At 60.8% G+C, this 25,312-nt stretch carries 21 protein-coding genes; 11 read left to right on the top strand and 10 right to left on the bottom strand.

The genetic code is table 11. The features are described 5' to 3' along the window. Window positions 1–309: 309 nt before the first annotated feature. From CKW30_RS14510 to CKW30_RS14525, 4 genes are all read left to right on the top strand, one after another. Complete coding sequence (locus CKW30_RS14510) at window positions 310–1,086, top strand: DeoR/GlpR family DNA-binding transcription regulator (RefSeq protein ID WP_016772409.1); 777 nt, start codon at window positions 310–312, stop codon at window positions 1,084–1,086. A 2-nt stretch (window positions 1,087–1,088) separates the two neighbouring features. After that, window positions 1,089–2,921, top strand: a complete 1,833-nt coding sequence (glmS, locus tag CKW30_RS14515; RefSeq protein ID WP_095181170.1) for a glutamine--fructose-6-phosphate transaminase (isomerizing) — start codon at window positions 1,089–1,091, stop codon at window positions 2,919–2,921. A 75-nt stretch (window positions 2,922–2,996) separates the two neighbouring features. Beyond that, entirely contained in the window at window positions 2,997–3,923 is a 927-nt protein-coding gene (locus CKW30_RS14520; protein WP_041476539.1) for a LysR family transcriptional regulator, read from the top strand. 104 nt (window positions 3,924–4,027) lie between these two features. After that, entirely contained in the window at window positions 4,028–4,654 is a 627-nt protein-coding gene (locus CKW30_RS14525; RefSeq protein WP_095181171.1) for a glutathione S-transferase family protein, read from the top strand. Between the two features lie 7 nt (window positions 4,655–4,661). On the opposite strand, the gene CKW30_RS14530 is transcribed toward CKW30_RS14525, so the two are convergent. From CKW30_RS14530 to CKW30_RS14565, 8 genes are read right to left on the bottom strand one after another with little or no spacing between them, the layout of a single operon-like run. After that, entirely contained in the window at window positions 4,662–5,792 is a 1,131-nt protein-coding gene (locus CKW30_RS14530) for a glycosyltransferase family 4 protein (RefSeq protein WP_073470830.1), read from the bottom strand. Further along, window positions 5,793–6,923, bottom strand: coding sequence for a glycosyltransferase family 1 protein (locus CKW30_RS14535; RefSeq protein WP_095181172.1), 1,131 nt, complete (start codon window positions 6,921–6,923; stop codon window positions 5,793–5,795). Beyond that, a complete protein-coding gene (locus tag CKW30_RS14540) occupies window positions 6,907–8,274 on the bottom strand; it encodes a glycosyltransferase family 1 protein (protein WP_095181173.1) in 1,368 nt (455 codons plus the stop codon). The genes CKW30_RS14535 and CKW30_RS14540 overlap by 17 nt, the downstream gene beginning before the upstream one ends. Then, complete coding sequence (locus CKW30_RS14545; RefSeq protein ID WP_095181174.1) at window positions 8,271–9,524, bottom strand: ABC transporter ATP-binding protein; 1,254 nt, start codon at window positions 9,522–9,524, stop codon at window positions 8,271–8,273. Before CKW30_RS14545 ends, CKW30_RS14540 begins: the two co-directional genes overlap by 4 nt. Then, window positions 9,524–10,321 carry an ABC transporter permease gene (locus tag CKW30_RS14550; protein WP_095181175.1) on the bottom strand — a complete coding sequence of 266 codons (798 nt, stop codon included), beginning with the start codon at window positions 10,319–10,321 and terminating at the stop codon, window positions 9,524–9,526. Before CKW30_RS14550 ends, CKW30_RS14545 begins: the two co-directional genes overlap by 1 nt. Further along, window positions 10,322–11,764, bottom strand: coding sequence for a mannose-1-phosphate guanylyltransferase/mannose-6-phosphate isomerase (locus CKW30_RS14555; protein WP_095181176.1), 1,443 nt, complete (start codon window positions 11,762–11,764; stop codon window positions 10,322–10,324). It abuts the gene before it with no gap. A 3-nt stretch (window positions 11,765–11,767) separates the two neighbouring features. Further along, a complete protein-coding gene (gmd, locus tag CKW30_RS14560) occupies window positions 11,768–12,739 on the bottom strand; it encodes a GDP-mannose 4,6-dehydratase (protein ID WP_095181177.1) in 972 nt (323 codons plus the stop codon). Next, window positions 12,736–13,650 carry a GDP-mannose 4,6-dehydratase gene (locus CKW30_RS14565; RefSeq protein WP_095181178.1) on the bottom strand — a complete coding sequence of 305 codons (915 nt, stop codon included), beginning with the start codon at window positions 13,648–13,650 and terminating at the stop codon, window positions 12,736–12,738. The genes gmd and CKW30_RS14565 overlap by 4 nt, the downstream gene beginning before the upstream one ends. Before the next feature lie 426 nt (window positions 13,651–14,076). Here CKW30_RS14565 and CKW30_RS14570 point away from each other — a divergent pair, with 426 nt between their 5' ends. From CKW30_RS14570 to CKW30_RS14595, 6 genes are all read left to right on the top strand, one after another. After that, window positions 14,077–15,654: a glycosyltransferase gene (locus tag CKW30_RS14570; protein WP_095181179.1), complete on the top strand. Its 1,578-nt coding sequence runs from the start codon at window positions 14,077–14,079 to the stop codon at window positions 15,652–15,654. Next, window positions 15,648–16,949, top strand: a complete 1,302-nt coding sequence (locus tag CKW30_RS14575; protein ID WP_056791055.1) for a glycosyltransferase — start codon at window positions 15,648–15,650, stop codon at window positions 16,947–16,949. The genes CKW30_RS14570 and CKW30_RS14575 overlap by 7 nt, the downstream gene beginning before the upstream one ends. Continuing rightward, a complete protein-coding gene (locus CKW30_RS14580) occupies window positions 16,946–18,100 on the top strand; it encodes an acyltransferase (protein ID WP_095181180.1) in 1,155 nt (384 codons plus the stop codon). The genes CKW30_RS14575 and CKW30_RS14580 overlap by 4 nt, the downstream gene beginning before the upstream one ends. Further along, window positions 18,094–18,933 (top strand): class I SAM-dependent methyltransferase, encoded by an 840-nt coding sequence (locus tag CKW30_RS14585; RefSeq protein WP_095181181.1) that lies wholly within the window; start codon window positions 18,094–18,096, stop codon window positions 18,931–18,933. The genes CKW30_RS14580 and CKW30_RS14585 overlap by 7 nt, the downstream gene beginning before the upstream one ends. Before the next feature lie 136 nt (window positions 18,934–19,069). Then, complete coding sequence (locus CKW30_RS14590) at window positions 19,070–20,254, top strand: DUF3142 domain-containing protein (RefSeq protein WP_056791045.1); 1,185 nt, start codon at window positions 19,070–19,072, stop codon at window positions 20,252–20,254. Then, window positions 20,241–22,376 (top strand): hypothetical protein, encoded by a 2,136-nt coding sequence (locus tag CKW30_RS14595; RefSeq protein ID WP_095181182.1) that lies wholly within the window; start codon window positions 20,241–20,243, stop codon window positions 22,374–22,376. The genes CKW30_RS14590 and CKW30_RS14595 overlap by 14 nt, the downstream gene beginning before the upstream one ends. On the opposite strand, the gene CKW30_RS14600 is transcribed toward CKW30_RS14595, so the two are convergent. Further along, window positions 22,373–23,002 carry a LysE family translocator gene (locus CKW30_RS14600; RefSeq protein WP_056791039.1) on the bottom strand — a complete coding sequence of 210 codons (630 nt, stop codon included), beginning with the start codon at window positions 23,000–23,002 and terminating at the stop codon, window positions 22,373–22,375. The genes CKW30_RS14595 and CKW30_RS14600 overlap by 4 nt on opposite strands. Window positions 23,003–23,148: 146 nt before the next feature. Here CKW30_RS14600 and CKW30_RS14605 point away from each other — a divergent pair, with 146 nt between their 5' ends. Next, the gene (locus CKW30_RS14605) at window positions 23,149–23,622 is read left to right on the top strand and encodes an Lrp/AsnC family transcriptional regulator (protein WP_095181183.1); all 474 of its coding nucleotides are present in this window, start codon (window positions 23,149–23,151) and stop codon (window positions 23,620–23,622) included. Between the two features lie 99 nt (window positions 23,623–23,721). On the opposite strand, the gene lpdA is transcribed toward CKW30_RS14605, so the two are convergent. After that, window positions 23,722–25,122, bottom strand: a complete 1,401-nt coding sequence (lpdA, locus tag CKW30_RS14610) for a dihydrolipoyl dehydrogenase (RefSeq protein ID WP_016772429.1) — start codon at window positions 25,120–25,122, stop codon at window positions 23,722–23,724. Between the last annotated feature and the right edge of the window lie 190 nt (window positions 25,123–25,312).

The raw sequence follows: 25,312 nt of genomic DNA on the forward strand, positions 1-25,312 counted from the left end.
ACATACAAGGTCAGGAGCAAGTCCTGCCTTAAGGAGCGATCGGTCTCCCCCAGAAACACATCTTCGTATGTCGCACCAGCGAGCTTAGATCTCATTCATGCTGGTGTGTGGGGAACATACAAGGAGCGAGCCTGCTCGCGAATGCGGTCTCTCAGTCACGTCTTGAGTGGCTAGGACTCCCCTTTCGCGAGCGGGCTCACTCCCACAGTCATTTCAATCTTTCTGAATTTTTCTCCCCGCGTCTTGACGGCAACCTTTCGATAGAGTTTCATTGCTTGCGTTATCTTTCGAATCGAAACTTAGGCCGCCATGTCCAAGCGCAATACTCCTCAACGTCGCCATAACATCCTCGCCTTGCTCAATGAGCAGGGCGAAGTCAGTGTCGACGAGCTGGCCAAGCGTTTCGAAACTTCGGAAGTTACGATTCGCAAGGATCTCGCCGCGTTGGAAACCCATGGTCTGTTGCTGCGTCGTTACGGCGGTGCGATCACCATGCCGCAAGAGCTGGTCGCAGAAACGGCGCAGAGTATTTCCAAATACAAACAGGCGATCGCCCGCGCGGCGGTCAAACGCATCCGCGAGCACGCGCGCATCATCATCGACAGCGGCAGCACCACCGCCGCGATGATTCCCGAACTGGGCCAGCAACCGGGTCTGGTGGTGATGACCAACTCGCTGCATGTCGCCAATGCCTTGAGCGAACTGGAACACGAGCCAGTGCTGCTGATGACCGGCGGCACTTGGGATCCACACTCGGAATCCTTTCAGGGCCAGGTCGCCGAGCAGGTACTACGCTCTTACGACTTCGACCAACTGTTCATCGGCGCCGACGGTATCGATCTGGTGCGCGGCACCACAACCTTCAATGAACTGCTCGGCCTCAGCCGGGTCATGGCCGACGTTGCGCGAGAAGTCATCGTCATGGTCGAGGCCGACAAGATCGGTCGCAAGATTCCCAACCTGGAGCTGCCCTGGAGCAGCATCCATACCCTCATTACCGATGATCGCCTGTCCGTCGAGGCACGCGATCAGCTTCAGGCCCGTGGGATCACGTTGATCTGTGCGGCTGTCAGTCAGGAGAAATAACCATGTGTGGCATTGTTGGCGCTGTAGCTGAACGTAATATCACCGCCATCCTTCTCGAAGGCCTGAAGCGCCTCGAATACCGCGGCTATGACAGCGCCGGCGTGGCGGTCTACACCAACGACGAAACCCTGGAACGCATGCGCCGTCCGGGCAAGGTCAGCGAACTGGAAACCGCGCTGGCCGAACAGCCGCTGGCCGGCCGTCTCGGTATCGCCCACACCCGTTGGGCTACCCATGGCGCGCCGTGCGAGCGCAATGCCCACCCGCATTTTTCCGGTGACATTGCGGTGGTGCACAACGGCATCATCGAGAACCACGAAGCCCTGCGCGAACAGCTGAAAGCGCTGGGCTATGCGTTCAGCTCGGACACCGACACCGAAGTCATCGCGCACCTGCTGACCCACAAGCTCAAGGAACAACCGGACCTGACTGCCGCGCTCAAAGCGACCGTCAAGGAGCTGCATGGCGCCTACGGTCTGGCAGTGATCAACGCACAGCAACCGGATCGTCTGGTCGCCGCGCGCAGTGGCAGTCCATTGGTGATCGGCCTGGGCCTGGGCGAGAACTTCCTTGCTTCCGACCAACTCGCTCTGCGTCAGGTTACTGACCGTTTCATGTACCTGGAAGAAGGCGATATCGCTGAAATCCGTCGCGACAGCGTGCAGATCTGGGACGTGAACGGCAACGCTGTCGAGCGCCAGACCGTGCAGTACACCGATGGCGCCGAAGCCGCCGACAAGGGTGAGTTCCGCCATTACATGCTCAAGGAAATCCACGAGCAGCCGGCCGTGGTCCAGCGCACCCTCGAAGGTCGCCTGGGCAACAATCAAGTGCTGGTTGAGGCCTTCGGTCCACAAGCTGCCGAGCTGTTTGCCAAAGTACGCAACGTGCAGATCGTCGCCTGCGGCACCAGCTATCACGCCGGCATGGTCGCGCGTTACTGGCTCGAAGAACTGGCCGGTATTCCGTGCCAGGTGGAAGTCGCCAGCGAATTCCGTTATCGCAAAGTGGTGGTGCAGCCGGACACGCTGTTCGTGACCATCTCGCAGTCCGGCGAAACCGCTGACACCCTCGCGGCCCTGCGCAATGCCAAGGAGCTGGGCTTCCTCGCCAGCCTGGCGATCTGCAACGTCGGCATCAGCTCGCTGGTGCGCGAATCCGATCTGACCCTGTTGACCCAGGCCGGCCGCGAAATCGGTGTGGCCTCGACCAAAGCCTTTACCACGCAACTGGTCGGCCTGTTGCTGCTGACCCTGTCGCTGGGACAGGTGCGCGGCACTCTGGCCAACGGCGTCGAAGCCACACTTGTCGAAGAACTGCGTCGCCTGCCGACCCGTCTCGGCGAAGCGCTGGCGATGGACAGCACCGTGGAAAAAATCGCCGAGCTGTTTGCCGAGAAAAACCACACCCTGTTCCTCGGCCGTGGCGCGCAATTCCCGGTCGCGATGGAAGGTGCCTTGAAACTCAAGGAAATCTCCTACATCCATGCCGAAGCCTACCCGGCCGGCGAGCTCAAACACGGGCCGCTGGCACTTGTGGATAACGACATGCCAGTGGTGACCGTCGCGCCGAACAACGAACTGCTGGAAAAGCTCAAATCCAACCTGCAGGAAGTCCGCGCTCGCGGCGGCGAGTTGATCGTGTTCGCGGATGAGAAGGCTGCGATGACCAACGGCGAAGGTACCCACGTGGTGCAAATGCCGCACATCCACGACATTCTCTCGCCGATCCTTTATACGATCCCGCTGCAACTGCTGTCGTATTACGTCGCCGTGCTCAAGGGCACCGACGTTGATCAGCCGCGCAACCTGGCGAAATCGGTCACCGTGGAATAAGTTATCCACCGTTGATCTACGCTCCCACAATCGCAGCCTCGGCTGCGATTGTCGTATCCGCCGCCGAGGAATCCCATGGACCGCTTTCAGGAAATGCAGATCTTCGTTGTCGTCGCCCAGGAGCAAGGCTTTTCGGCGGCGTCGCGGCGTCTGGGTCTGTCGGCGGCGAGTGTCACCCGGGCGGTGGCGGCGCTGGAGCAGCATATCGGTACGCAGCTGCTGGTGCGTACCACGCGCACCGTGCATCTCACCGAAGCCGGGCAGCGTTATTTCGATGACTGCCGGCGGATTCTTGCCGAGGTGCAGGAGGCCGAGGATTCGGCGGCGGGCAGCCATGCCTTGCCGCGCGGGCAGTTGACGATTACTGCGCCGGTGCTGTTTGGCGATCTGTTCGTGACGCCAGTGATGGCCGATTACCTTTGTCGTTATCCGGATGTGTCGATCAACGCGCTGTTGCTGGACCGGGTCGTCAACATGGTCGAGGAGGGCATTGATGTCGCGGTACGCATCGGTGAGCTGCCGGACAGCAATCAGCATGCGATTCGCGTCGGGGAAGTGCGGCGGGTAATCTGTGCTTCGCCGGGGTTTCTGGCTGAACATGGCCGCCCGGAGCATCCGCAGGCCTTGGCCGGATTGCCGGTGGTGGCGACATCGGCGATCGGTCAGCAACGCAACTGGCCGTTTCTCGACGGCGGTGAAGCACTCAGTGTGCGCACCGAACCGCGCCTGACCGTCACGGCCAATCAGTCGGCGATCACTGCCGCGCGCAAAGGCCTGGGCCTGACGCGAGTGCTGTCGTATCAAGTGGCGGACAAAGTCGCGGCGGGGGAGCTGGAAATCGTCCTCGCCGAGTTTGAATTGCCACCGTTGCCGATCCATGTGGTGTATCAGGGCGGGCGCAAGGCACCGGCGCGGATCCGCAGTTTTGTCGACTTCGCCGTGAAGGCGCTGCGTGAGCATCCAGCCTTGAGTGCTGCGGCGTTATTGCACGAGATGAAATAATCGATTGCAGTGGCTGGTTATTCTGTTGTTCCGGCAACCCATAGATGATGACTCCATCGACGCGCTCATCCCCGTAGCGACGTCACTTTCCAGCGGAGTCGACCATGCAAGCGATCAAACTCTACAACTTTCCCCGTTCCGGTCACGCCCACCGCGTCGAGTTGATGCTGTCGCTGCTGCAACTGCCGACCGAGCTGATCTTCGTCGATCTGGCCAAAGGTGAGCACAAGCAGCCGCAGTACCTGGCGATCAACAGCTTTGGCCAAGTGCCGGCGATTGATGACAACGGCGTGGTGCTGGCCGATTCCAACGCGATTCTGGTTTATCTGGCGCAGAAATATGGCAACGGACGCTGGCTGCCGGCCGACCCGGTGGGCGCAGCGCATGTGCAGCGCTGGCTGTCGGCAGCGGCGGGACCAATTGCGTTTGGCCCGGCGGCGGCACGCCTGATCACGGTGTTTGGTGCGCAACTGAATGCCGAGGAAGTCATCGGCCGTGCGCACAATCTGCTCAAGGTCATGGAGCTGGAGTTGGGCAAAACAGCGTATCTGGCGGGCGAAGAACCGACCATCGCTGACGTGTCTGCCTACAGCTACATTGCACATGCGCCGGAGGGCAATGTCGCGCTGGACGACTACGCCAACGTTCGCGCCTGGCTGGCACGAGTCGAAGCGTTGCCGGGCTTTGTCGCAATGCCGCGCACGGTGGCCGGGTTGCAGAAAACCGCGTGACCTGCACTCAAGCGTAGGACAGAGCCTTTTCAGCCAGCAGTTCCTGATACAGCTCTGTCCACTTGCGGCCCATTTCATCGGCAGTGAATAACTGCCGATAGCGCGCTTCCGCTTTGACCCCCATCTCGGCGGCACGCTCAGGGTTGTCCCATAGCGTACGCATGGCTTCCCGAAAGGCCTGTGGATTGCTCGGCGGCACCACCAGTCCGGTTTCGTTGTGGATATTGATGAAACTGGTGCCGGTGCCGATTTCGCTGGAGATCATCGGTTTGCCGTACATCGCGCCTTCGAGCAACGAAATCCCGAAAGCCTCGGAGCGCAGGTGCGAAGGAAAGACAATCGCATAGCTCAATTGCAGCAACGCCACCTTGTCCTCGTCACTCAGACGGCCGAGGAAGTGAATATTGCGCAGGCCCAGCGCGGCGGCCTGTGCGTGCAGTTCCTGCTCCAGCGGACCGGCACCGACAATCACCACGGGATAATCAATGTCTTTGAGCGCGTCGAGCAGGATGTGCAGGCCCTTGTAATAACGCATCACCCCGACGAACAGAAAAAACTTATCCCCAAGCTGTTGGCGCCAGCGGTTCATGCGTTCGGTATCGGGCTGTGGATAACCTGCTTTATTCAGGCCGTAGGGGATAACGCGGGTCTTGTCCTGAAACTGCTGCAGCACATCGCTGGTGTGCAGATAGTTCGGCGATGCAGCAACGATGCGGTCGGCGCTGGCGAGGAAGCGATTCATCAGTGGCCGATAGAGCTTGAGCAGATGCTTCTGGCGAATGATGTCCGAGTGATAAGTAACTACGCTCGGCTTGTTCACAGCGCTGGCGAAATGCACCAGGTCCATGAATGGCCACGGGAAGTGATAGTTGATCACGTCGGCTTCGGCGGCCAGCTCACGGAACTGCTTGAACACGCTCCAGGAAAAACCGGTCGAGGCGAACTGAATATCCAGCTTCGCCCGATGTACTTCGTGCTGGCCCAGTTGCACCACAGGCGGCGTCGGATTGGTGCTGAGGGTCAGCACTTGCCCATCGATGCCATGCTGGGCGCCGCTTTCGCACAACTGAAAGATGACTTGTTCGATGCCGCCGACCGAATCGGGCAGGTACGTCTTGAAGAAATGAAGAACGCGCATTCAACCTCCCATGGCCTGGCGATAGGCACCGGCCGTAGCCTGTGCACAACGTTGCCAGGAAAAAAGCCGCGCCTGCTGCAATCCTGCTTCGCGGCAGGCCTGCCAATGCTGCGAGTCGTCAAGCAGACGGCTCATTGCATCGCGCAGGCCCTCGGCATCGTTCGCTTCAATATAGTTGCCAGCCGCACCGGCCACTTCCGGCATCGCCGAAGAACGGGTGGTCACCACCGGCGTGCCACTGGCCATGGCTTCCAGCACCGGCAAGCCAAAGCCTTCATACAGCGATGGAAATAGCAGCGCGCGGGCGCCGGCCAACAGTTGCGCCAGTTGCTCATCGGGCAGATAGCCAAGCAGGCATACATGGCCGCTGGCCAATGCCTGGCGCAGTGGCTCGTTGAACTGCTCGCGTTGCCAGCCGGCCATGCCCGCAATCAACAAGGGAAAGCGCTGGCGCACAGCGTCTGGCAGCAGGGCGTGGGCCTGCAACGCCAGGCTCAGGTTCTTGCGTGGCTCCAGGGTGCCGACACAGAGGAAATATTCTCGTGCCTGGACGGCGTGGGCCTTGAGTACACTATCGATTTCCTCAAGTGGCCGAGGACGGAAGCGTTCTGCCACACCCAACGGCGCCACCACGAATCGCTGTGCAGGGAGGTTGAAATAGGTTTGCGCCTCGTCAGCGATCGCCTGCGAATCGGTCAGAATGACCCGCGCCTGCTCCACGCCGGCGGCCAGACGACGTTCGATTTCCCTCAAACGTGCTGGTGGCTGGGTTTCTGGAAAATGCAGGTGCGTCAGATCATGCAGGGTGATCACGGTCGGGCCGTCGAAGGCCAGGGGCCACAGGCTCGGCTCGTGATAAAGATCGAGCCCTTGTGCACGTCCCTGATCAAAACGTTTCTGCTCCAGCCAGCGGCGCGCCTGATAGGCCCCGGGAATTTGCCGCAGCAATGGCGTCATGCGCGAGTAGCCGGGCATGGCTGCGGCCGGCAGGGCCGAACTCCAGCCCCATCCGTGAAACAGGCTTACGTCCACATCGGGTTCGCTGCGCAAGGCGTTGACCAGTTCGGCGACGTAGTGGCCAATGCCGGTGCGCGGCGCTTGCAGGATGCGGGCGTTAAGAGCAATGCGCATGCGGCCTCGCTTGCACGCGCAGGGCCTGCTGAACATGGGCAAGGCTGCGTGTCGCCAACTGCTCACTGGCCTCGCGCCAGCCGATCCAGCGCCAGTCAGCGACGTCGCGGGCGGCGGGAAACTGTCCGCTGCGCTGATAGGTTTCGATCAGATCGGCAAGGCTTTGTGGATCCAGCAGATCGAAATACGCCATGAACTCGCCACCGATTTCGCGGAATACCGCGACGTCGCTGCCCATCGCTGGCAAACCGCGCTGCATGGCTTCTACCAGTGGCAGGCCGAAGCCTTCGACAAACGAAGGAAACACCAACGCGCTGGCCTGCGCATAGGCGTATTCGAGGCTGGTGTCGCTCAGGTCATTGAACATGAACAGGCGCCGATTCAGTTCCGGATGATTGCGGATTCGCTCAAGCAGCGCCTCGCATTTCCAGCCGATACGCCCGGCGATGCACAAGCGTGCGGTCGAACCGGCAGCCCAGGCGCGTTCGAAGGCGTCGAGCAGGTACCCATGGTTCTTGCGCGGCTCGATGGTGCTGACCATCAGAAAAACCGCTTCGGTCGCAGTGAACAGGTCACTCAGGCGCGGTTCGACCGTGGCTTCGCTGTGCTGCAGATCGAGCTCGGACCCCAGATAAAAGTAATCGAACCAGCGCTTTTCAGTCTGCTCGGCACCGACTCTGCGTTGCAATTCACCACGCACCTGATCACGCACTGTGGCGGAAATCGCCATGTAGCCATCGGCCGTGCGGGTGATCCAGTCGAACCACTCATTGAAAACTTCGACCAGCCGCGTGTCGTAAAACTGCGGATGCGTCAGCGGAATAAGGTCGTAGATCACCGCGATCATGCCGACGCCGTCGCGTTTGAGCTGCTCGACATGGGCGAAAAAGTCCGAGTGCCAGGATGAATCCAGCAGCACCAGTTGATCGCCCGGGTGGTGTTGAAGCGGCGAGCAACGTTTAAGCAGCTGCCTGCGATTGATCCGTCTGACGAGCCGAATCGGCAGGCCGAGCACGGCAAACTGGGTCAACCGATAGCTGGCGTAAAGGAGCCGCCGCGCCAGTTTCGAAGTGCATAGCGCATCGCGGCGCTGATGCCACTGCCAGAAACGATGGGCGAGGCGCTCCAGGCGTTCACCGAAGGTTTCGAGGCTGTTCCAGAACGGTGTATCGAGTGGCGCCAGTTGCAGCACGCGGTAGAGCTGGCGATTGATCACCACCACCGGCATGCACTCAACGCCGTCAGCGCTGGCGGGCAGCTGCTTGATGACGTTGCGCACCACGCGCTGGATCCCCGAATTGATCTTGGGGTGTTTGAATACGTGAGTGCATTCAACCAAGAGGCGGGTCATGGCGCACGCTCGACAGGCCGGGCCTCGGTGTCGCGGCTGATGGTGGTTTTAGCGTCCAGCCAGGTACAGCCGACGAAGTCTTCCCGACGGCTGTTGATCACCTGGAACACCATCCCGTAGTCACGCCACTCGAAATTGCGATCCAGATGTGAGTCCAGACGCGACAGGCTCAGCGACACCGAATAGTTGCCTTTGCCCAGGCCCATGATGAAGGCGAAGCGATAGGTGAAGCGTTCACCGGCGCGCAGATCGGTCAATGCCTTGTTCAGCCGGTGGGTGTTGATACCGTACATCATCTGGCCGAGGCGATCCTTGAGAATGAAGCCCAGCACCAGCCGTTCGATGTCCTTGCGCACTTCGACCTGCACTTCGAGCACCACCGGTTGGCCGACTTCGACAGCCTCAATGCTGCGCTGGTTTTCATCGAGCAGGCGTACGCTCAGAATCGCCGCCTCGCCGGTGCCGGAGACCGTTTGCACCTCGCCGCCGGCGAGCGTTTCCTGGCGTACTACCTGACCCTCACGTTCGGCCATCAGCGCATTGTAATAATCGAGAACCGGCTCCGGTTTGCCGCGCATGGCCACGCGCCCATCCTTGAGCAGGATCGCCGAGTCGCAAATCGACTGAATCGCGAAGCGATCATGGGACACGATCAATAACGTCGTGCCGGATTTGCGAAAGCTGCGGATGCGTTCGAAGCTCTTGTGCTGGAAATAGGCATCACCCACCGACAGCGCTTCGTCGACGATCAGGATGTCCGGGCGCCGGGCGGTGGCGACACTGAACGCCAGGCGCATCTGCATGCCGCTGGAGTAAGTGCGGACCGGGTGATCGATGGCTTCGCCGATTTCGGCAAAACGCTCGATATCGGGCATCAGGGCCTGGATTTCTTCAAGCTGCATGCCCAACAACTGACCGGCCATGATTGCGTTCTGCCGACCGGTAAAGTCCGGATGGAAACCCATGCCCAGCTCCAGCAGCGCTGCGACGCGCCCTTGCAATTCAATCTTGCCTTGGGTGGGTTGAGTGGTGCCGGTGATCATTTTCAGCAAGGTGCTTTTGCCTGCTCCGTTGGCGCCGACGATACCCACCGCTTCACCCGGAGCAATCTCGAATTCGACATCTTGCAGTACCCAGTGCTGTTGATGCCGAAGCGGCGAAAACGGAATCAGCCACTCGGCCAGCCGTGCCCAGCGGTTTGGGTATTGCTTATAGGCCTTGCCCAGGCCGGTGACGCGAATATGTCCCATCAGAGTTCATCCACCATTTCGCCGACGCGCTGGCGAAACAGCCGCAGACCGATCAGACAGAACACCACGCCAGTAATGAAAACCGGCAGCAGCGAACTCCATACCGGCCACTGACCGTAGAGAAACAGGTTCTGATAACTGCTGAACAGGTTGGTCAGCGGGTTGAGTTGCAGCAGGCGCTGCACCCATTCCGGCAGGATCGTGATCGGGTAGACGATCGGTGTCAGCCAGAACCAGAACTGCAGGCAGATGCCGAACAACTGGCCGACATCGCGAAAGAACACGTTCAACACCCCTAGGACCATGCCCAGCCCGGCGCAGAACATCATTTGCAGAGCAATCAGCGGAATCAGCGCCAGCAAAGCCATTCCCGGCCAGCGCCCGGTGATCAGCAGAAAACCGAGAAACAGACTGATGATGATGGCGAAATTGATCCCGGCATTGATCAATACAATCACCGGCAGGCAGATCCTCGGGAAGCTGATTTTCTTCAGCAGGTTGGCGTTTTCCAGAAACATGTTCTGACTGCGCAGGGTTATTTCGGAAAACAGTCCCCAGGCCAGCAGACCAGCGCACAGGTAGACGCTGTAGGCCATGCTGTCGTCCACACCCGGTAAACGTGCGCGCATGATCTGGGAAAAGATCACCGTGTAGACAATGATCATCGACAGCGGATTGAAAATCGGCCATAGCGCGCCGAACAGCGAATTGCGATAACGCGCTTGAAACTCGCGCTGCACGCTGCCGAGGATGAATCCACGGTAGCTGCGCAGCGAGCGGTACAGGGAAAGCAGCATTCAGACCGTCCTGCCGTATTGATCTTCAAAGCGAACGATATCGTCCTCGCCCAGGTATTCGCCGCTTTGCACCTCAATGATGACCAGGTCGATCACCCCGGGGTTCTCCAGGCGATGCTTGTGGCCGGCGGCGATGAACGTTGATTCATTCTTGGCGACCAGGGTCGTGCCGGAACCGTTGTTGGTGACCTTGGCCATGCCTTCGACCACTACCCAGTGTTCGTTGCGATGATGGTGCATCTGCAACGACAACTTGCCACCGGGTTTGACCACGATGCGCTTGATCTTGAAACGCGGGCCTTCCTCCAGAACGGTGTAGGTGCCCCACGGACGGCTGACCGTACGATGCAGGCGATAGGCTTCGTGGGACTTGTCCTTGAGTTGCTTCGCCACGCGGCGTACATCCTGCGCACGGTCGGCATGGGCCACCAGCACCGCGTCGGCGGTATCGACAATGATCAGGTTATCCACGCCGACGGTTGCCACCAGCCGGCCTTCGCTCTGCACGAAGTTGTTGTGGCTGTCGATGAAGATCGCTTCGCCGCTGGCGCGGTTGTTGTCGGCATCGGCGGGAATCAGCGCGGCGACCGCGCTCCACGAACCGATGTCGCTCCAGTCGAAACCGGCAGGCACCACCACGACTTTTTCCGAGCGCTCCATCAGCGCGTAATCGATGGAGATGTCGGTGATTTCGGCAAACAGGGTCGACGACAACTCCTGTTGCAGGCAGCCGACCGTTTCGACCGGTGCGCTGACGGCCATGCAGGCGCGGGTCTGTTCCAGCAACTCGGGTGCGTGCAGTTGCAGTTCGGCAATGAGCGTCGCGGTGGTGAAGCAGAACATCCCCGAATTCCACAGGAAGTTGCCGCTCTCCAGGTAATGTGTGGCGGTCTGCAAGTCGGGTTTCTCGACGAAACGCTGCACCTTGGCCGCGCCTCTGGCATCCAGCGGCGCACCGGTTTCGATATAGCCGAAGCCGGTTTCCGGCGCGGTAGGGACCACGCCGAAGGTCACCAGATAACCGTCCTTCGCCAGATTCACTGCGTGCTCGACCGCACACTTCAAGGCGTCCTGATTGACGATCAAATGATCCGCCGGCATCACCACCATGATTGCGTCGTCACCATGCAGCGCCTGCAATGACAGTGCTGCCGCTGCGATCGCCGGTGCGGTATTGCGCCCGCTCGGCTCCAGCAGAAAGTGCCCGCGATGGCGCGACACCTGCGCCGCGCAGTAGTGATCCTTGCTCTGGAAGTAATACTCGCGGTTGGTCACCGTGACGATGTCGCCCCAGCCGTCCAGCAACGCCGCCGCTCGCTGGTAGGTCTTGCCCAGCAGCGACTGGCCGTCGGGCAGGGTCATGAACGGCTTGGGGTGGCCCTCACGGGACACCGGCCACAAACGGGTGCCGGCACCGCCGGACAGAATCACCGGAATCAGCATGGCCTACTCCTTGGCGACGCGTTTCATGTCCGCATCCATCATCATGCGGATCAAGGTATCCAGGTCGGTTTTCGGTTTCCAGCCCAGCACGCGCTGAGCCTTGGCCGGATTGCCGAGCAGCACTTCGACTTCGGCCGGGCGGAAAAACGCCGGGTCGATCTTCACGTAGTCACGGTAGTTAAGGCCAACGTGATCGAAGGCAATGCGGCACATTTCGCGCACGGTGGTGGTGACGCCCGTGGCGACCACAAAATCGTCGGGTTTGTCCTGTTGCAGCATCAACCACATGGCCTCGACGTAATCGCCGGCAAAGCCCCAATCGCGCTTGGCGTCAATGTTGCCAAGCGCCAACTCGTGCTGTTTGCCCTGCTTGATGCGCGCGGCGGCGTCGGTGACTTTGCGTGTGACGAACTCCATACCGCGCAACGGTGATTCATGGTTGAAGAGGATGCCGCTGCTGGCGTGCAGGTTGAAGCTTTCGCGGTAGTTGACGGTGATCCAGTGGCCGTAGAGCTTGGCCACCCCGTAAGGGCTGCGTGGATAGAACGGGGTGTTTTCGTCCTGCTGCTCTGCCTGGATCAGGCCGAACATTTCGCTGGTCGAGGCCTGATAGAAGCGCGTGTGCGGGCTGAACTGGCGAATCGCTTCGAGCAGGTGCGTCACGCCCAGCCCATCGACGATGCCGGTGGTGACCGGTTGATCCCACGAGGCGGCGACAAAGCTCTGTGCGGCGAGGTTATAGATTTCGTCTGGTGCTGATTTGATTACCGCACGCTGCACCGAGCAGGCATCGGCCATGTCGCCGTCGAGGTAGACGATGTCGGCTTCGACACCCATCTCGCGCAGGCGCCAGCGTGAATCACTGCTGCGTCGAGCAACGAGGCCGTGAACCTTGTAACCCTTGTCCAGCAGCAGTTTGGCCAGATAGGCGCCATCCTGGCCCGTGATCCCGGTAATCAGTGCACTTTTTGTCATTGTTGTCGTACTCGCATCTCCCAGTCGGACAGGATCGCCCGCAGGGATTGTTGTGTGGTGATGGCTGGCGCCCATCCTGTGGCGTTGGCCAGTTTTGCGTGGCTGCCGCAGACGCGGCGCTGGTCGGCGCGACGCATGCGCGCCGGATCCGGCACCAGTTCAACGTCGACTTCGGCCAGATCGGCCAATTGCTCGATCAGGCTGCGAATGCTTTGCTCGCGGCCCGAGCAGATGTTGTAGACCTGCCCCGGTGTGCCGTTTTCCAGCAATGCGAAGTACGCGCGAATCACATCGCCGACATCGAGGAAATCGCGGGTCACGTCGATATCGCCGACTTGCAGTTGCGGTGCTTGCAGACCCTGTCTGATACGGCAGATCTGCCGGGCTGCGCTGGCGATGACGAAGCTGTCTTTCTGCCCGGTGCCGATGTGGTTGAACGGACGCGCCACCAGCACCGGCCAGCCTTCACTCAGGCCCCATTGCAAGCTGAGGAACTCCGCTGAAAGTTTGCTCACCGCGTAAGGATTGCGCGGCAGCGGCGGTTGTTGCTCGGTGATCGGCAGGTGCTGCTCGCCGACTTGCCCGTAAACGTCGCCGGAGCTGACGTACAAAAACGTCCCGGCAAAGCCGCGAGCCTTGAGCGCCTGCAACAGATTGAGGGTGCCGAAGAGATTGATGTCGAGGGTGCGGGCCGGGTCACGAAAGGCTTCCGGCACGAAGGTCTGTCCGGCCAGATGAATGACTGCATCCGGCATCTCGGGCCAAAGGTCGATGAGGCTGTCGGCGTTCGTAAGGTCGTAGGCCGATGCGGCAGGCAGCAGCTCCCACGACGAGCCCGGCGACGCCAGACGAGACTGAATGTGTTGTCCCACGAAGCCGCTGAGGCCCGTGACGAACAGACGTTTTTTCAAACAGCGACCCCTTGGTCATGACTCGCGCCGCTTTCCCGGATGCTTTTGGGATAAGTCTGAAATACAGCGGGGAATATCCGCGCAAACAGCAGGCGAAGCCGTTGTTGTAGTTGTTTGGTTGCCAATCTGTGCCAATTGCTCGGCAATTTCAACCGGGCAAACCGTGACTGGTCAGTTCTCGTCAGCATAGTCCGATTTATTCTCGCCCGGCGGTTCCCGGACTCGCGATGGATGTGTTTAGAATGGCCTTCGTCGCGAGTTGGCCGATTGTTTTCCGGACGCCGCGACGCGGGGTGAAACTGACCACTAAAACAAGAACAGAGACGTGCCCGATGATGACGGACGAGTGCCGGCCCTGCCGACCCGATCCGACGCGCGGCCGTCATAGCATGAAGTCGCCGGGATGGCGCTTCATCGTGGGATGCCATGAATTTCATTCTCTACTCGGACGTCAACGACAGCTCCATCAGTGCCAGTCTGGGGCGTCCGGAATACAGCTATTACTTTGTCCTCAAAGCCTATCGCCCGGTGCTGGAAAGCCTGGGGCGCGTGCACGTGGCCGGATCTGTCGCCGACGTCGATGTGATTTACCGGCAATTGCTCGCCGCAGGTGAAGACACTGTGTTCCTGTCCTTCACCCCACCGCAGAAGACCCCGGTTGATCTGGAATGCCCGACGATTTGCGTGGTGGCCTGGGAGTTCGATTCGATCCCCGATGAACAGTGGGACGACGATCCGCGTCAGGACTGGACACGCATGCTCGCACGCCACGGCCGGGTCATCACTCTGTCGAGCCACACGGCAACGGCCATCCGCCGCGCCATGGGCGAAGCGTTCCCGGTGCTGGTTTTGCCGACGCCGTTGTGGGACAGCTTCGCAACGATTCGTCAGCAACACCAACCCATGCCGGTCAATCCCAGGACTGCACTGGCGATCAAGGGCTGTATTTTCGATTCGCGCACCCTCGGCCTGTCAGCCGATGCGCTGATCCCAACGCCAATCAGCCCTGAAGAGCAGGCTGCACTGGCCGCAGCAATTGAAGCCGCGCGCCCGCCACCGTTGACGTTCAAACGCCGACTGGTCATTGCTCGACATTATCTGCGCCTGTGGGCACTGGACTTGGGACGCGAACAGGCGGAACCGGTGCCGCGGGTGAAATTTCTGCACAACTGGTACTGGGAGGGCATTCGCGATCTGCTGCCGGACGCTTTGCATGGCCGGCTGCAACAGCGTTGGCCTGAGGTGTGCGGCGCTGCGCCGGTGCCCGTGATCGAACCGGCGCCACTCGATCTGCCGGACACCTCATCGGTGGTCGAAACCACAGTCGAGGGTGTGGTGTACGTCTCGGTATTCAATCCCAAGGATGGCCGCAAGAACTGGCATCGACTGATCAGCGCATTCTGCTGGGCGTTCCGCGAAACGCCCGACGCGACGCTGGTGCTCAAGATTACCCAGAATGATCTGGCGTCCTATTACAGCGAGTTGATGACCCTGCTGGCGCAACTCACGCCGTTCGCCTGTCGGATCGTGGTGATGCACGGTTACCTCGACGACGCGCAGTACGCCAGGCTCTATCAGGCGGCCAGTTTCTACGTCAACGCGTCACGCTGCGAAGGGCTGTGCCTGCCCTTGATGGAGTTCATGTCCAGCGGTAAACCGGTGATCGCCCCCGATCACACGGCGATGGAAGATTACATCGATGACTCGGTGGCGTTCGTGGTCAGGTCCAGTGAAGAGCTGACGATCTGGCCGCAGGACACGCGGATCATCTACCGCACGCTGCGGCACCGCCCCGACTGGGGCTCGCTGAAAAACGCCTACGAAAACAGCTATCGAATGGCCACAGCGCAGCCGCAGGAGTATCAGCGGATGTCTGCCGCCGCCGTCGCGCGTATGCAGCAATACTGCGCCTTCGCGCCGGTGCGCAAACGGCTCGCGGAGTTCTTTGCGCTGACAGCAGGCCCCACCGATGCTGCGCCTGTGACGGATAACGCCTCATGCTGATCATCATTCATTCGGAAACCAACCGGCACACCATTGCGCAGAACCTCGGGCGTTCGGAGTACAGCTATTACTTCGTGCTCAAGGAGTATCGTCCGGTGCTCGAACGCATCGGTCGGGTCGTGGAAGTGGCCGATCCGCAGACAGAAGTCGATGCTCTGTATCTGGAATGTCTGAGCCGTGGCGAGCCCTGCGTGTTTCTGTCGTTCTCGCCGCCGCATCGCACTCCCGTTCACCTGGCCTGTCCGACGCTGCCGGTGTTTGCGTGGGAGTTCAGCACGATCCCCAATGAAGCCTTTGCGGGCGAGCCGCGCAATGACTGGCGTAGCGTCTTGCATGCCTGTGGCGCAGCGATCACCCACTCCAGCTACACGGTCAATGCCGTGCACGAGGCGATGGGTGCCGAGTACCCGATCGTCGCGGTGCCGGCGCCGGTCTGGGACCGCTTTGCTGCCCGTGGCGCGAAAATGCCCGAGCAAGCCCTGGCCACCGCCTACAGCCTGACGATCAAAGGGCTGGTCGCGGACAGCCGCACCCTCAATCTGAATGCATTCGGGCCGGCGCACCTGCGCAGCGGCGACGGCATCGACTTCGCCGCGCCGGCCTCCGAGCAGACGCTGGTGCTTGACGGCGTGGTTTATACCTCGGTGTTCAATCCCGGTGACGGGCGCAAGAACTGGGAAGACATGCTCAGCGCTTTTTGCGTTAGTTTTCGCGATGTCGAAGACGCGACGCTGGTGCTCAAGCTCACTCACCACGACGCCGAAGAAGCGCTCAGCGATATCCTCCATCATTTGTACAAAAACCAGTCTTACCGTTGCCGCATCGTTCTGATCTACGGTTACCTCGCCGATCCGGACTACGAGCAACTGGTGCAGGCCACGCGGTACGTGGTCAACACCTCCTACGGCGAAGGTCAGTGTCTGCCGCTGATGGAATTCATGTCCTGCGGCAAGCCGGCGGTGGCGCCGCGTACCACGGCGATGATCGATTACCTGAGCACGGAAAATGCCTTTCTCATCGAGTCCACCGACGAGCTGACAGCCTGGCCCCACGACCCGCGCAAAGCCTTCCGAACCCTGCGTTATGTGACCAACTGGAGCTCATTGTGCGAGGCCTATCGGGCCAGTTACGACGTCGCGAAAAACCAGCCGCAGCGCTATGCCGAGATGTCGGCGCAGGCAGTCGTAAGTTTGCAGGCGTTCTGCAGCCAGACTGTGGCTGAACAGCGTTTGCGAGGGTTTCTGACGCAGTTGTTCGAGCATCGTGCGCCTGCTTTGGAAGCTCCCCAAGCATGAACGCCAAGCGCATCATGGACGTTGAAGTCCTGCGTGCGGTCGCGGTGCTCGCGGTGTTGTTCCACCATTTGCCGGACAATCTGTTCACTGACCCGGTGCCGTCGCTTGCCCGGATCCACGAATGGGCGCAGACGTGGTGGGGCGTCGACCTGTTTTTTGCGATCTCCGGTTTTGTCATCGCCCGCAGCTTGATCCCGGTGCTGCAAGGCTGCACGACGGGTCAGGAGCGCTGGCAACAGGTGCGCCATTTCTGGCTGCGCCGGGCTTTTCGCCTGTTGCCTTCGGCCTGGTTATGGCTGGCGGTGATCCTGCTGGCCTGTGTGTTTTTCAACCGGTCCGGTGCGTTCGGTACGCTGTCCGCCAATCTTCAGGCGACCTTGGCCGGGGTACTGCAATACGCCAATTTCCGCTTCGCCGACAGCTTTTTCCAATACGAATACGGCAGCAGTTTCGTCTACTGGAGCCTGGCGCTGGAGGAGCAGTTCTACCTGCTCTTTCCGTTGCTGATCCTGTTGTTTCGCCGACACCTGGTCTGGGCATTGCTGGCGCTGGTGGCGGTGCAGATTCTGACTGTGCGCACGCCTTTGCTGATGGTAGTACGCACCGATGCGCTGGCCCTTGGCGTGCTGTTGGCGATGTGGAGTGCGCAGCCGGGTTTTCAGCGCTGGCAGCCCTCGTTCTTGCGCCGACCATGGCTTGGCATTTCAGCGTTGATGGTCATTGGAGCGCTGTTGAGCTTCATGGCCACCGACCGTTTTACCCTGGCCAATTATCGGATCGGTTCGATCGCCGTGCTCAGTGCGCTGCTGGTCTGGATCGCCTCGTACAACTGTGACTACCTGATGCCTGCCGGACGCTTGCAGCGGTTGCTGGCATGGATCGGCAGCCGCTCCTACGGTATCTACCTCATTCACATTCCGGCGTATCTATTGGTGCGTGAACTGATCTTTCGCTTGCAGAGCAGTGGCCTGCCGAGCCCCGCCGGACATCCCATCCTTACGATGCTGATTGCCTTCGTCCTGATCGCGGTGCTCAGCGAACTCAACTACCGCTTGATCGAAATGCCGATGCGCAATCGCGGTGCTGCGCTGGTCAAGCGCCTCGGTTCCTCCCGAATTGCTGTTACCTCACCCGGAGCCACCTCATGCTGAGCTTTTTGAAGAAACTCTCGGCGACAACGCCTGCGCAAACTGCGGCAGAACCGGTCGCTGCGGTTGCCGACAAGGTTGATCCGTACTCGCTCGGCCTTTACGACGCGAAACTCAGCGGCTGGTACAACCAGGCGACCCACGAGCTGTACACGGGATTCCCTGTGAGTGCCGACGATACGTTGCTTGATGTCGGCTGCGGTGATGGCGGCAATGTGCACTTCTGCGGTATGCGTGGGGCGAAGATCATTCTTGCCGATATCGATGCGGCCAAGGTCGAAGCCACCCGCCAGCGCCTGAGCGACACCCCGGCCCGGGACATCGAATGCCACATTACCGACTGCAACCCGCTACCGATCGCCGACGCAACGGCGACGCGTGTGGTCTCCACCGAGGTGATCGAGCATGTTGATGATCCCGCGCAGTTTCTCGCCGAACTGGTGCGTGTCGGCAAGCCGGGCGCTTTGTATCTGCTGAGCGTGCCGCATCCCAGCTCCGAGGACCTGCAAAAGGACATCGCCGCGCCGGAGTATTTCCAGAAACCCAATCACATACGCATTATCAGCGAAGACCAGTTCAAGGCCATGGTCAGCGACGCCGGGCTGGAGATCATCAGCCACAGTAAATATGGCTTCTACTGGTCGATGTGGATGATGTTGTTCTGGGAAGCCAAGGTCGATCTCAGCAACCCCGATCACCCGATGCTCGAGCACTGGGCCAATACCTGGCAAGCGGTGCTGGATTCCCCGCGCGGCGCGCAGATCAAGCAGGCGCTGGATGCGGTGGTGGCCAAGAGTCAGGTGATTATCGCGCGCAAGCCTGCGGCATCCCTGTAGGCGCTACGGCACGCTGCGATCTTTTGATCTGGAGTCTTGAAGCAAGATCAAAAGATCGCAGCCTCGTTTCACTCGTCAGCTCCTACACGGTTTTTGTGTAACCTTGCAGCCCTGTGGTTTCAGGGATTTTCAAGGTATGCGGTTGATTGTGTGTCTGTTCCTTGGCGTCTTGCTGGCAGGTTGCGAGCAACACGTCGCGCCGGCCCTCGACCAGCAACTCTACGTCTGGCAGCGCCAATGGACACCGGCGCATGAACCGGCATTGCGTGACAGTCGCGATGATTTCTCGACGCTGCGCGTACTGGCATTGCAGGCCTTTCCCGGCGAGCGGTGGAGCAGGGCGCGGGTTGATCCAGCCTTGTTGAGAGCCGATGGCCGGCCGTTGATTGCAGTGATTCGCCTTGATGGTCAGCTGCAATCACTGGACCAGCAGCAGGTCACCGCGCAGATTCTGCAAGTCATCGCCGATTGGCAGGCGCAGGGCCTCACGTTGAGCGGCGTCGAGATCGATCACGACGCCGGTACAGCACGGCTGCATGCGTATGCCCAATTGCTCAAAGATCTGCGCGCGACCTTGCCGCCATCGTTGCCTTTGAGCATCACCGCACTGCCGGCCTGGCTCGACAGCGCGCACTTGCCGGCGCTGTTGCAGAGCGTCGACAGCAGCGTGCTGCAAGTCCACGCCGTGAGCGATCCGCGACTGGGTCTTTTCGACGCCAGGCAGGCGTTGAAGTGGGCCAAGGCCTGGGCACATGTCAGCGACAAACCGTTCTATCTGGCGCTGCCGGCCTACGGCGTTGCGCTGTTGAGCGATGATGGTGGCGCGCCGGTAGTGGAAAGCGAAGTGCAACTGGAGCGCGGCGGGCAGCGCCGGGAATTGCTCGCCGATCCGCAGCAACTAAGCCAATTGGCCAAAACCTTGCGCGAGGATCCGCCTGAGCATCTGGCCGGGTTGATCTGGTTTCGCTTGCCGCTGACCAACGATCGTCGCGCCTGGAGCCTGACTACTTTGCGCGCCGTGGCGCGGGGCGATGGGCTGAACAGTCAGTTGCGCTTGTCATTCAAAGAGCAGGGTGGACTCTATGACATCCTGCTCGATAACCGCGGCAATCTCGACAGCCCGTGGCCCGCGCAAATTACGCTCAAGGCGCAGGATTGTGCAGACGCTGATGCGCTCGCCGGTTACTCGTTGCAACAAAGTGCCAATCTGCTTACCTTCACCCGCCTGCGTGACGGCCGCTTGCCGGCGGGCGGGCAGCGCGCTGTCGGTTGGGCGCGTTGTGCACATATTGATCAAGGAGGTTCGCATGTTGACCCGTAACTGGCCCCGCCATCTGCTCTGCCTGAGCCTCAGCCTGCCGCTGGGTTCGGCGCTGGCCTGCGGCCCGGACTTCCCGATGCGCCTGCTCGACAACCGCGCGCAGACCTTGGCCGATTTGCCCGAGGGCAGCTTCAGCTTCGAAATCAGTCGCCTGGGTAAAACCATTGCCGGGCTGAAAAACGTCACCGCAGCGACCCATAACCCCAACGACTATGCCGAAGACAACGCGTCAGAGCTGGCGCGCGAACAGGCTGAGCAGGTGGGCCTGAGCGCTGAGCAATACGCCGTGGTCAAGCGACTGCGCGGGCTCAGCGATGCATGTCAGGCCGAGGAGCAGGGCGCCAGTCTGCCGGTGGAAATCCGTTTGTACGTTGCCGGCGCGGTGGCTTTTGCCACCGGTGATCATCAATTGGCCAGTGAGTATTTCAACAAGGTGCTGGCCCTGCCGGCGGACCAGCGTCCGTTGCGCAGCACGTGGGCGGCGTATTCCCTCGGGCGCATCGCCTTCGCCATGAGCAACGAGGCGCACGATCGCATCGAAGCGCTGGAGCAGGCGCGCGATGCCTTTCGCCAAGCCCGGCAACTGAGCATCGACGGCTTCAGCGATCCGCTGGAACTGGGCGTTGCCAGCCTCGGTGAAGAGGCGCGGGCGTTGCGCAGCGCGGGCGACTGGAGCGGCGCCATCGAACTGTACGAATCGCAGAACCTGCACGGTTCGGCCGTCGGTTATACCTCGCTCAAGCAACTGATGAACGAACTGGCCGAATTGCCGGAATCTCAGCTGGCCAAACTGCTGCAGCAGCCAGCAGTGCAGCAACTGGTCACGGCGTCGCTGGTCAGCCGCCAAGGCTGGTCATTTGGCGAGCAGCCGGCCAACGAAAAGAAATTGGTAACGCTGTTGCAGAGCAGCACCCGTGGCAGCCTCGACAATGCCGATCGACTGGCGGCGATGAGTTATCAACAGGGCGACTACGCGTCTGCCAAGGCCTTTCTGGTAAACGCCGGGGACGGCGGACTGGCCTGGTGGCTGCGGGCAAAACTGGCAGTGCGTGAGGGCGACACGACTGCCGCCGCTGCCGCTTACGCCAAAGCCGCCCAGGCCTTTCCGCAGAATGAAGACTGGGGATATCGCCGCACGCCGGACTGGGCGTTTGAAACGGTGCAGCCCAAATGTCGGGTGGAAGGCGAAAGCGCGATCCTCGCGCTGCAACGCGGCGAATACCTGCAAGCATTCGTGCAGCTGTATCGCAGCAACAGCCTTTACTGGTTCGATGCCGCCACCGTTGCCGAGCGGGTGCTGACGGTCGATGAGCTCAAGCGGTACGTCGATGAGAACGTGCCGGCGCCGCCGCCATTGACGCAGCAAGAGCGCGATAACTATGTGCCGCTGTCGGTGGCCGCCAACCTGCGCAATCTGCTCGGTCGGCGCTTGCTGCGTGAGGGCCGTTACGAGGAAGCGGTCGGTTATTTCGCCAGTGACGATCTGCAGCACAAGGCCCGGCTCTATGGCGAGCAACGGCTCAAGGCCGAGTCGGCGTGGTGGCCGAGCAAACGCGCCAGTGCGTTGTACAACGCCGCATGGACAGCCCGGGAGTGGGGCATGGACATCCTCGGTTATGAGATGGCGCCTGATTACGCCACCTTCGGTGGCAATTACACGCTGGAGAGCACGAAGCTGGATGTCGGCCCGCTGATTTCCACGGCGGAAGTGCAGCGCCAGCAGGCCAGCGCCGCGCAACCGGATCAGCGTTATCACTATCGTTTTGTCGCCACGGCACTGGCCAGTCGCGCCGCCGATAACCTGCCGCACACCAGTCAGGCGTTTGCCGCCGTGTTGTGCAACGCGGCCGGCTGGAACAGCAGCCTTGAGGACCAGAGTGCGCTGTATCAGCGCTACGTCAAGGAAGGCCCTTATGTGCCGTGGGCGCAAGACTTCGGCAATCAATGCCCGTACCCGGACTTCGAAAATGCCGACAAGCGCTACGTCACCCAGGTGACCGATGCCGTGCGTGAAACGCTGCGGCCGTACAAGTGGCCGGTGCAGATCGGCGCGATCATCGTAGTCGCGGCCATTGCGTTACTACTGATCACCCGTCGTCAGCGCAGGGTACACAAGGCTTAAGTCTGCTGAAGGAAGCTCAGGCGTACGGCGAAGCCAATCAACAGACTGCCGAACAGCCATTGCTGAACGCGCTGGGCGGTTGGACTGTGTTGCAGCCAACGGCCCAGTGCCGCGCCGGTCAGGGCAACCACGCTGTCGAACAGCAGACCTACGGCGACCAGCACCATGCCAAGCAAGGCAAACTGGCTCAGCACCGGCGCGCCGTGACTGACGATGAATTGCGGCAACAGCACCGAGCAGAACAGCAACGCCTTGGGATTAAGCAGGTTGGTCAGCAAGCCGCGACGGATCGCATCGCGCCACTGGCCGGGAGCAGGTGCCTGCTCTTGGTTTTGCAGACGCGGTACCAGCGAGCTGCGCAAACACTGGATACCGATCCACAACAGATAGGCCGCGCCAGCGATGCGCACCACGTCAAACGTCCACGGCGCCGTTTTGAACAGCGCCGCCAGCCCCAGTGCCGCCAAGGCAACGTGACAGGCGCGGGCGATGGCCAGGCCCAGTGCGGTGGCCAGCGCCGCACCGCGACCTTGCCGCGCACCGGTTTGCAATAGCAGGATCATGTCCGGTCCCGGCAGTAGCAGAACCACAGCCAGCGTCAGAATAAACAGCCAAAGACTTGCCACATCACACCCCGTTTTCGATGTCGATTTTCTCGCGCCAGTCTAGAGCGAGACGGCAGGGCAGGTGCTTGCGTAGTCGGCTTCAATTGTTTACAGCTTTGGCATAACCTGCTGGTTTTCAACCGTCAGACTATCGGGATCTGCCAAAGATGAAACTCGACGCTTATGACCGCAAGATTCTCGCTGCGCTGCAGCGCAACGGCCGCCTGAGCAATGTCGAGCTGGCGGAACAAATCGGCCTGTCGGCCTCACCGTGTCTGCGCCGGGTGCGCATGCTGGAAGAGGCGGGGGTGATCCGGGGCTACCAGGCCAATCTGGATCGCGATGAAGTCGGGCTGGGGCTGACGGTGTTTGTCGGGGTCAAGGTCGAGCGGCACAACGAAGAACGCGCCGAGGCTTTTTATGCCGCCGTCACTGCATTGCCCGAGGTGGTCTCGGCGTTTCTGGTGTCCGGCGAATCGGACTTTTTGTTGCAGGTAGTGGTGCCTGACTTGCGCGCTTATGACCGCTTTGTCAGCGCGCACCTGCTGAAACTGCCGGGGGTGAGCGATATTCGCAGCAACTTTGCCATTCACACGGTGAAAGCGCCGGGGGCGTTGCCGTTAGGCCATCTGCCGCTGTAGACCGGGTGGCGCCATTCGCGAGCAGGCTCGCTCCCACGGGGGAACGCATTCCAAAGTGGGAGCGAGCCTGCTCGCGAAGACGGCGGCAAGGTTTGGAACCTACATCTGCGTCGCCATCCCCTCGACATTCATCGCTGCCTGACGCAACGCTTCCGAACGCGTCGGGTGCGGATGGCAGGTAAGGGCAATGTCCTCGGCCGAGGCGCTGAACTCCATCGCCACACAGAACTCGCCGATCATCTCGCTCACGCTCGGCCCGACCAGGTGCACGCCGAGGACTTCGTCCGTGCGCTCGTCGGCGAGGACTTTGGCGAAGCCTTCTGTCTCGTGATTGATCTTCGCCCGGCTGTTGGCAGTGAAGGGAAACTTGCCGACCTTGTAGGCACGGCCCTCGGCCTTGAGCTGTTCTTCGGTCTGACCGACGCTGGCCAGCTCCGGCTGGGTGTAGATGACGTTGGGGATCAGCGCGTAATTGACCTCGCCGGCCTTGCCGTGGATCTGCTCGACGCAGGCCATGGCTTCGTCTTCAGCCTTGTGCGCGAGCATCGGCCCCGACGTGACGTCGCCGATCACCCAGACCCCGGCGGCTTCGGTGCGATGTTGCTTGTTGGCGAGCATGCCGCGTTTGTCGGTACTCAGGCCGACGTTCTCCAGCCCCAGGCCTTGGGTGTACGGGCGGCGCCCGATGGCTACCAACACATAGTCGGCTTCGATCAGCTCAGCCGTGCCACCGGCGGCAGGCTCGACGCTAAGCTGCACGCCTGTGGCGGAGCTGGTGGCACTGGTGACCTTCGAGCTCAGTTTGAAGGCGATGCCTTGCTTGCTCAGCGCGCGCTGCAAGGTCTTGCCGGCCTCGCCATCGACGCCGGGGCAGATGCGATCAAGGTATTCGACCACGGTGACCTGCGCGCCGAGTCGGCGCCATACCGAACCCAGCTCCAGGCCGATCACCCCGGCACCAATGACCACCAGATGTTTGGGTACTTCACTCAATGACAGCGCGCCGGTGGAATCGAGGATGCGCTGGTTGTCGATCTCGACGCCGGGCAGGGGAGTGGGCTCGGAGCCGGTGGCAATGATGATGTCCTTGGCGCTGAGCTCGCTCTTGTTGCCTTGGGCGTCGGTCACTGTCACTTTGCCCGGGCCATCGATATGGCCCCAGCCCTTGATCCAGTCGACCTTGTTCTTGCGAAACAGAAATTCGATGCCCTTGGTCAGGCCGGCGACGCTTTCGTCCTTCTGCTTCATCATCTGCGCGAGGTTCAGCGTCGGTTTGACCTCGATGCCGAGATTGGCGAACTCTGTCCCCACCGCAGCGGCGTACAGCTCCGACGCGTGCAGCAAGGCTTTGGACGGCATGCAGCCGACGTTCAGGCAGGTGCCGCCGAGGGTTGCACGTCCTTCAACGCAAGCGGCCTTGAGCCCGAGCTGGCCGGCGCGGATCGCCGCGTTATAACCGCCGGGGCCGCCGCCCAGAATCACTACGTCATAGTTGCTCATGCGCTTGCTCCAGATTGCTCGATGGGGATAGCCAAGGTTAGTCGCGATAAAAATTATGTGCGTAATATGAGCTTCGTCGAACATTTCGGTCAAGGCTTCAGGCAAGCGACAGCTGCAGCATCTTTGAATAGATGCAATTGTGTACGAATATTTCACAGTGTCCGTTATATCGTAACGCTATGAACGCTGA

The sequence above is a fragment of the Pseudomonas sp. Irchel 3F6 genome, assembly GCF_900187595.1.
GTDB lineage: Bacteria > Pseudomonadota > Gammaproteobacteria > Pseudomonadales > Pseudomonadaceae > Aquipseudomonas > Aquipseudomonas siliginis.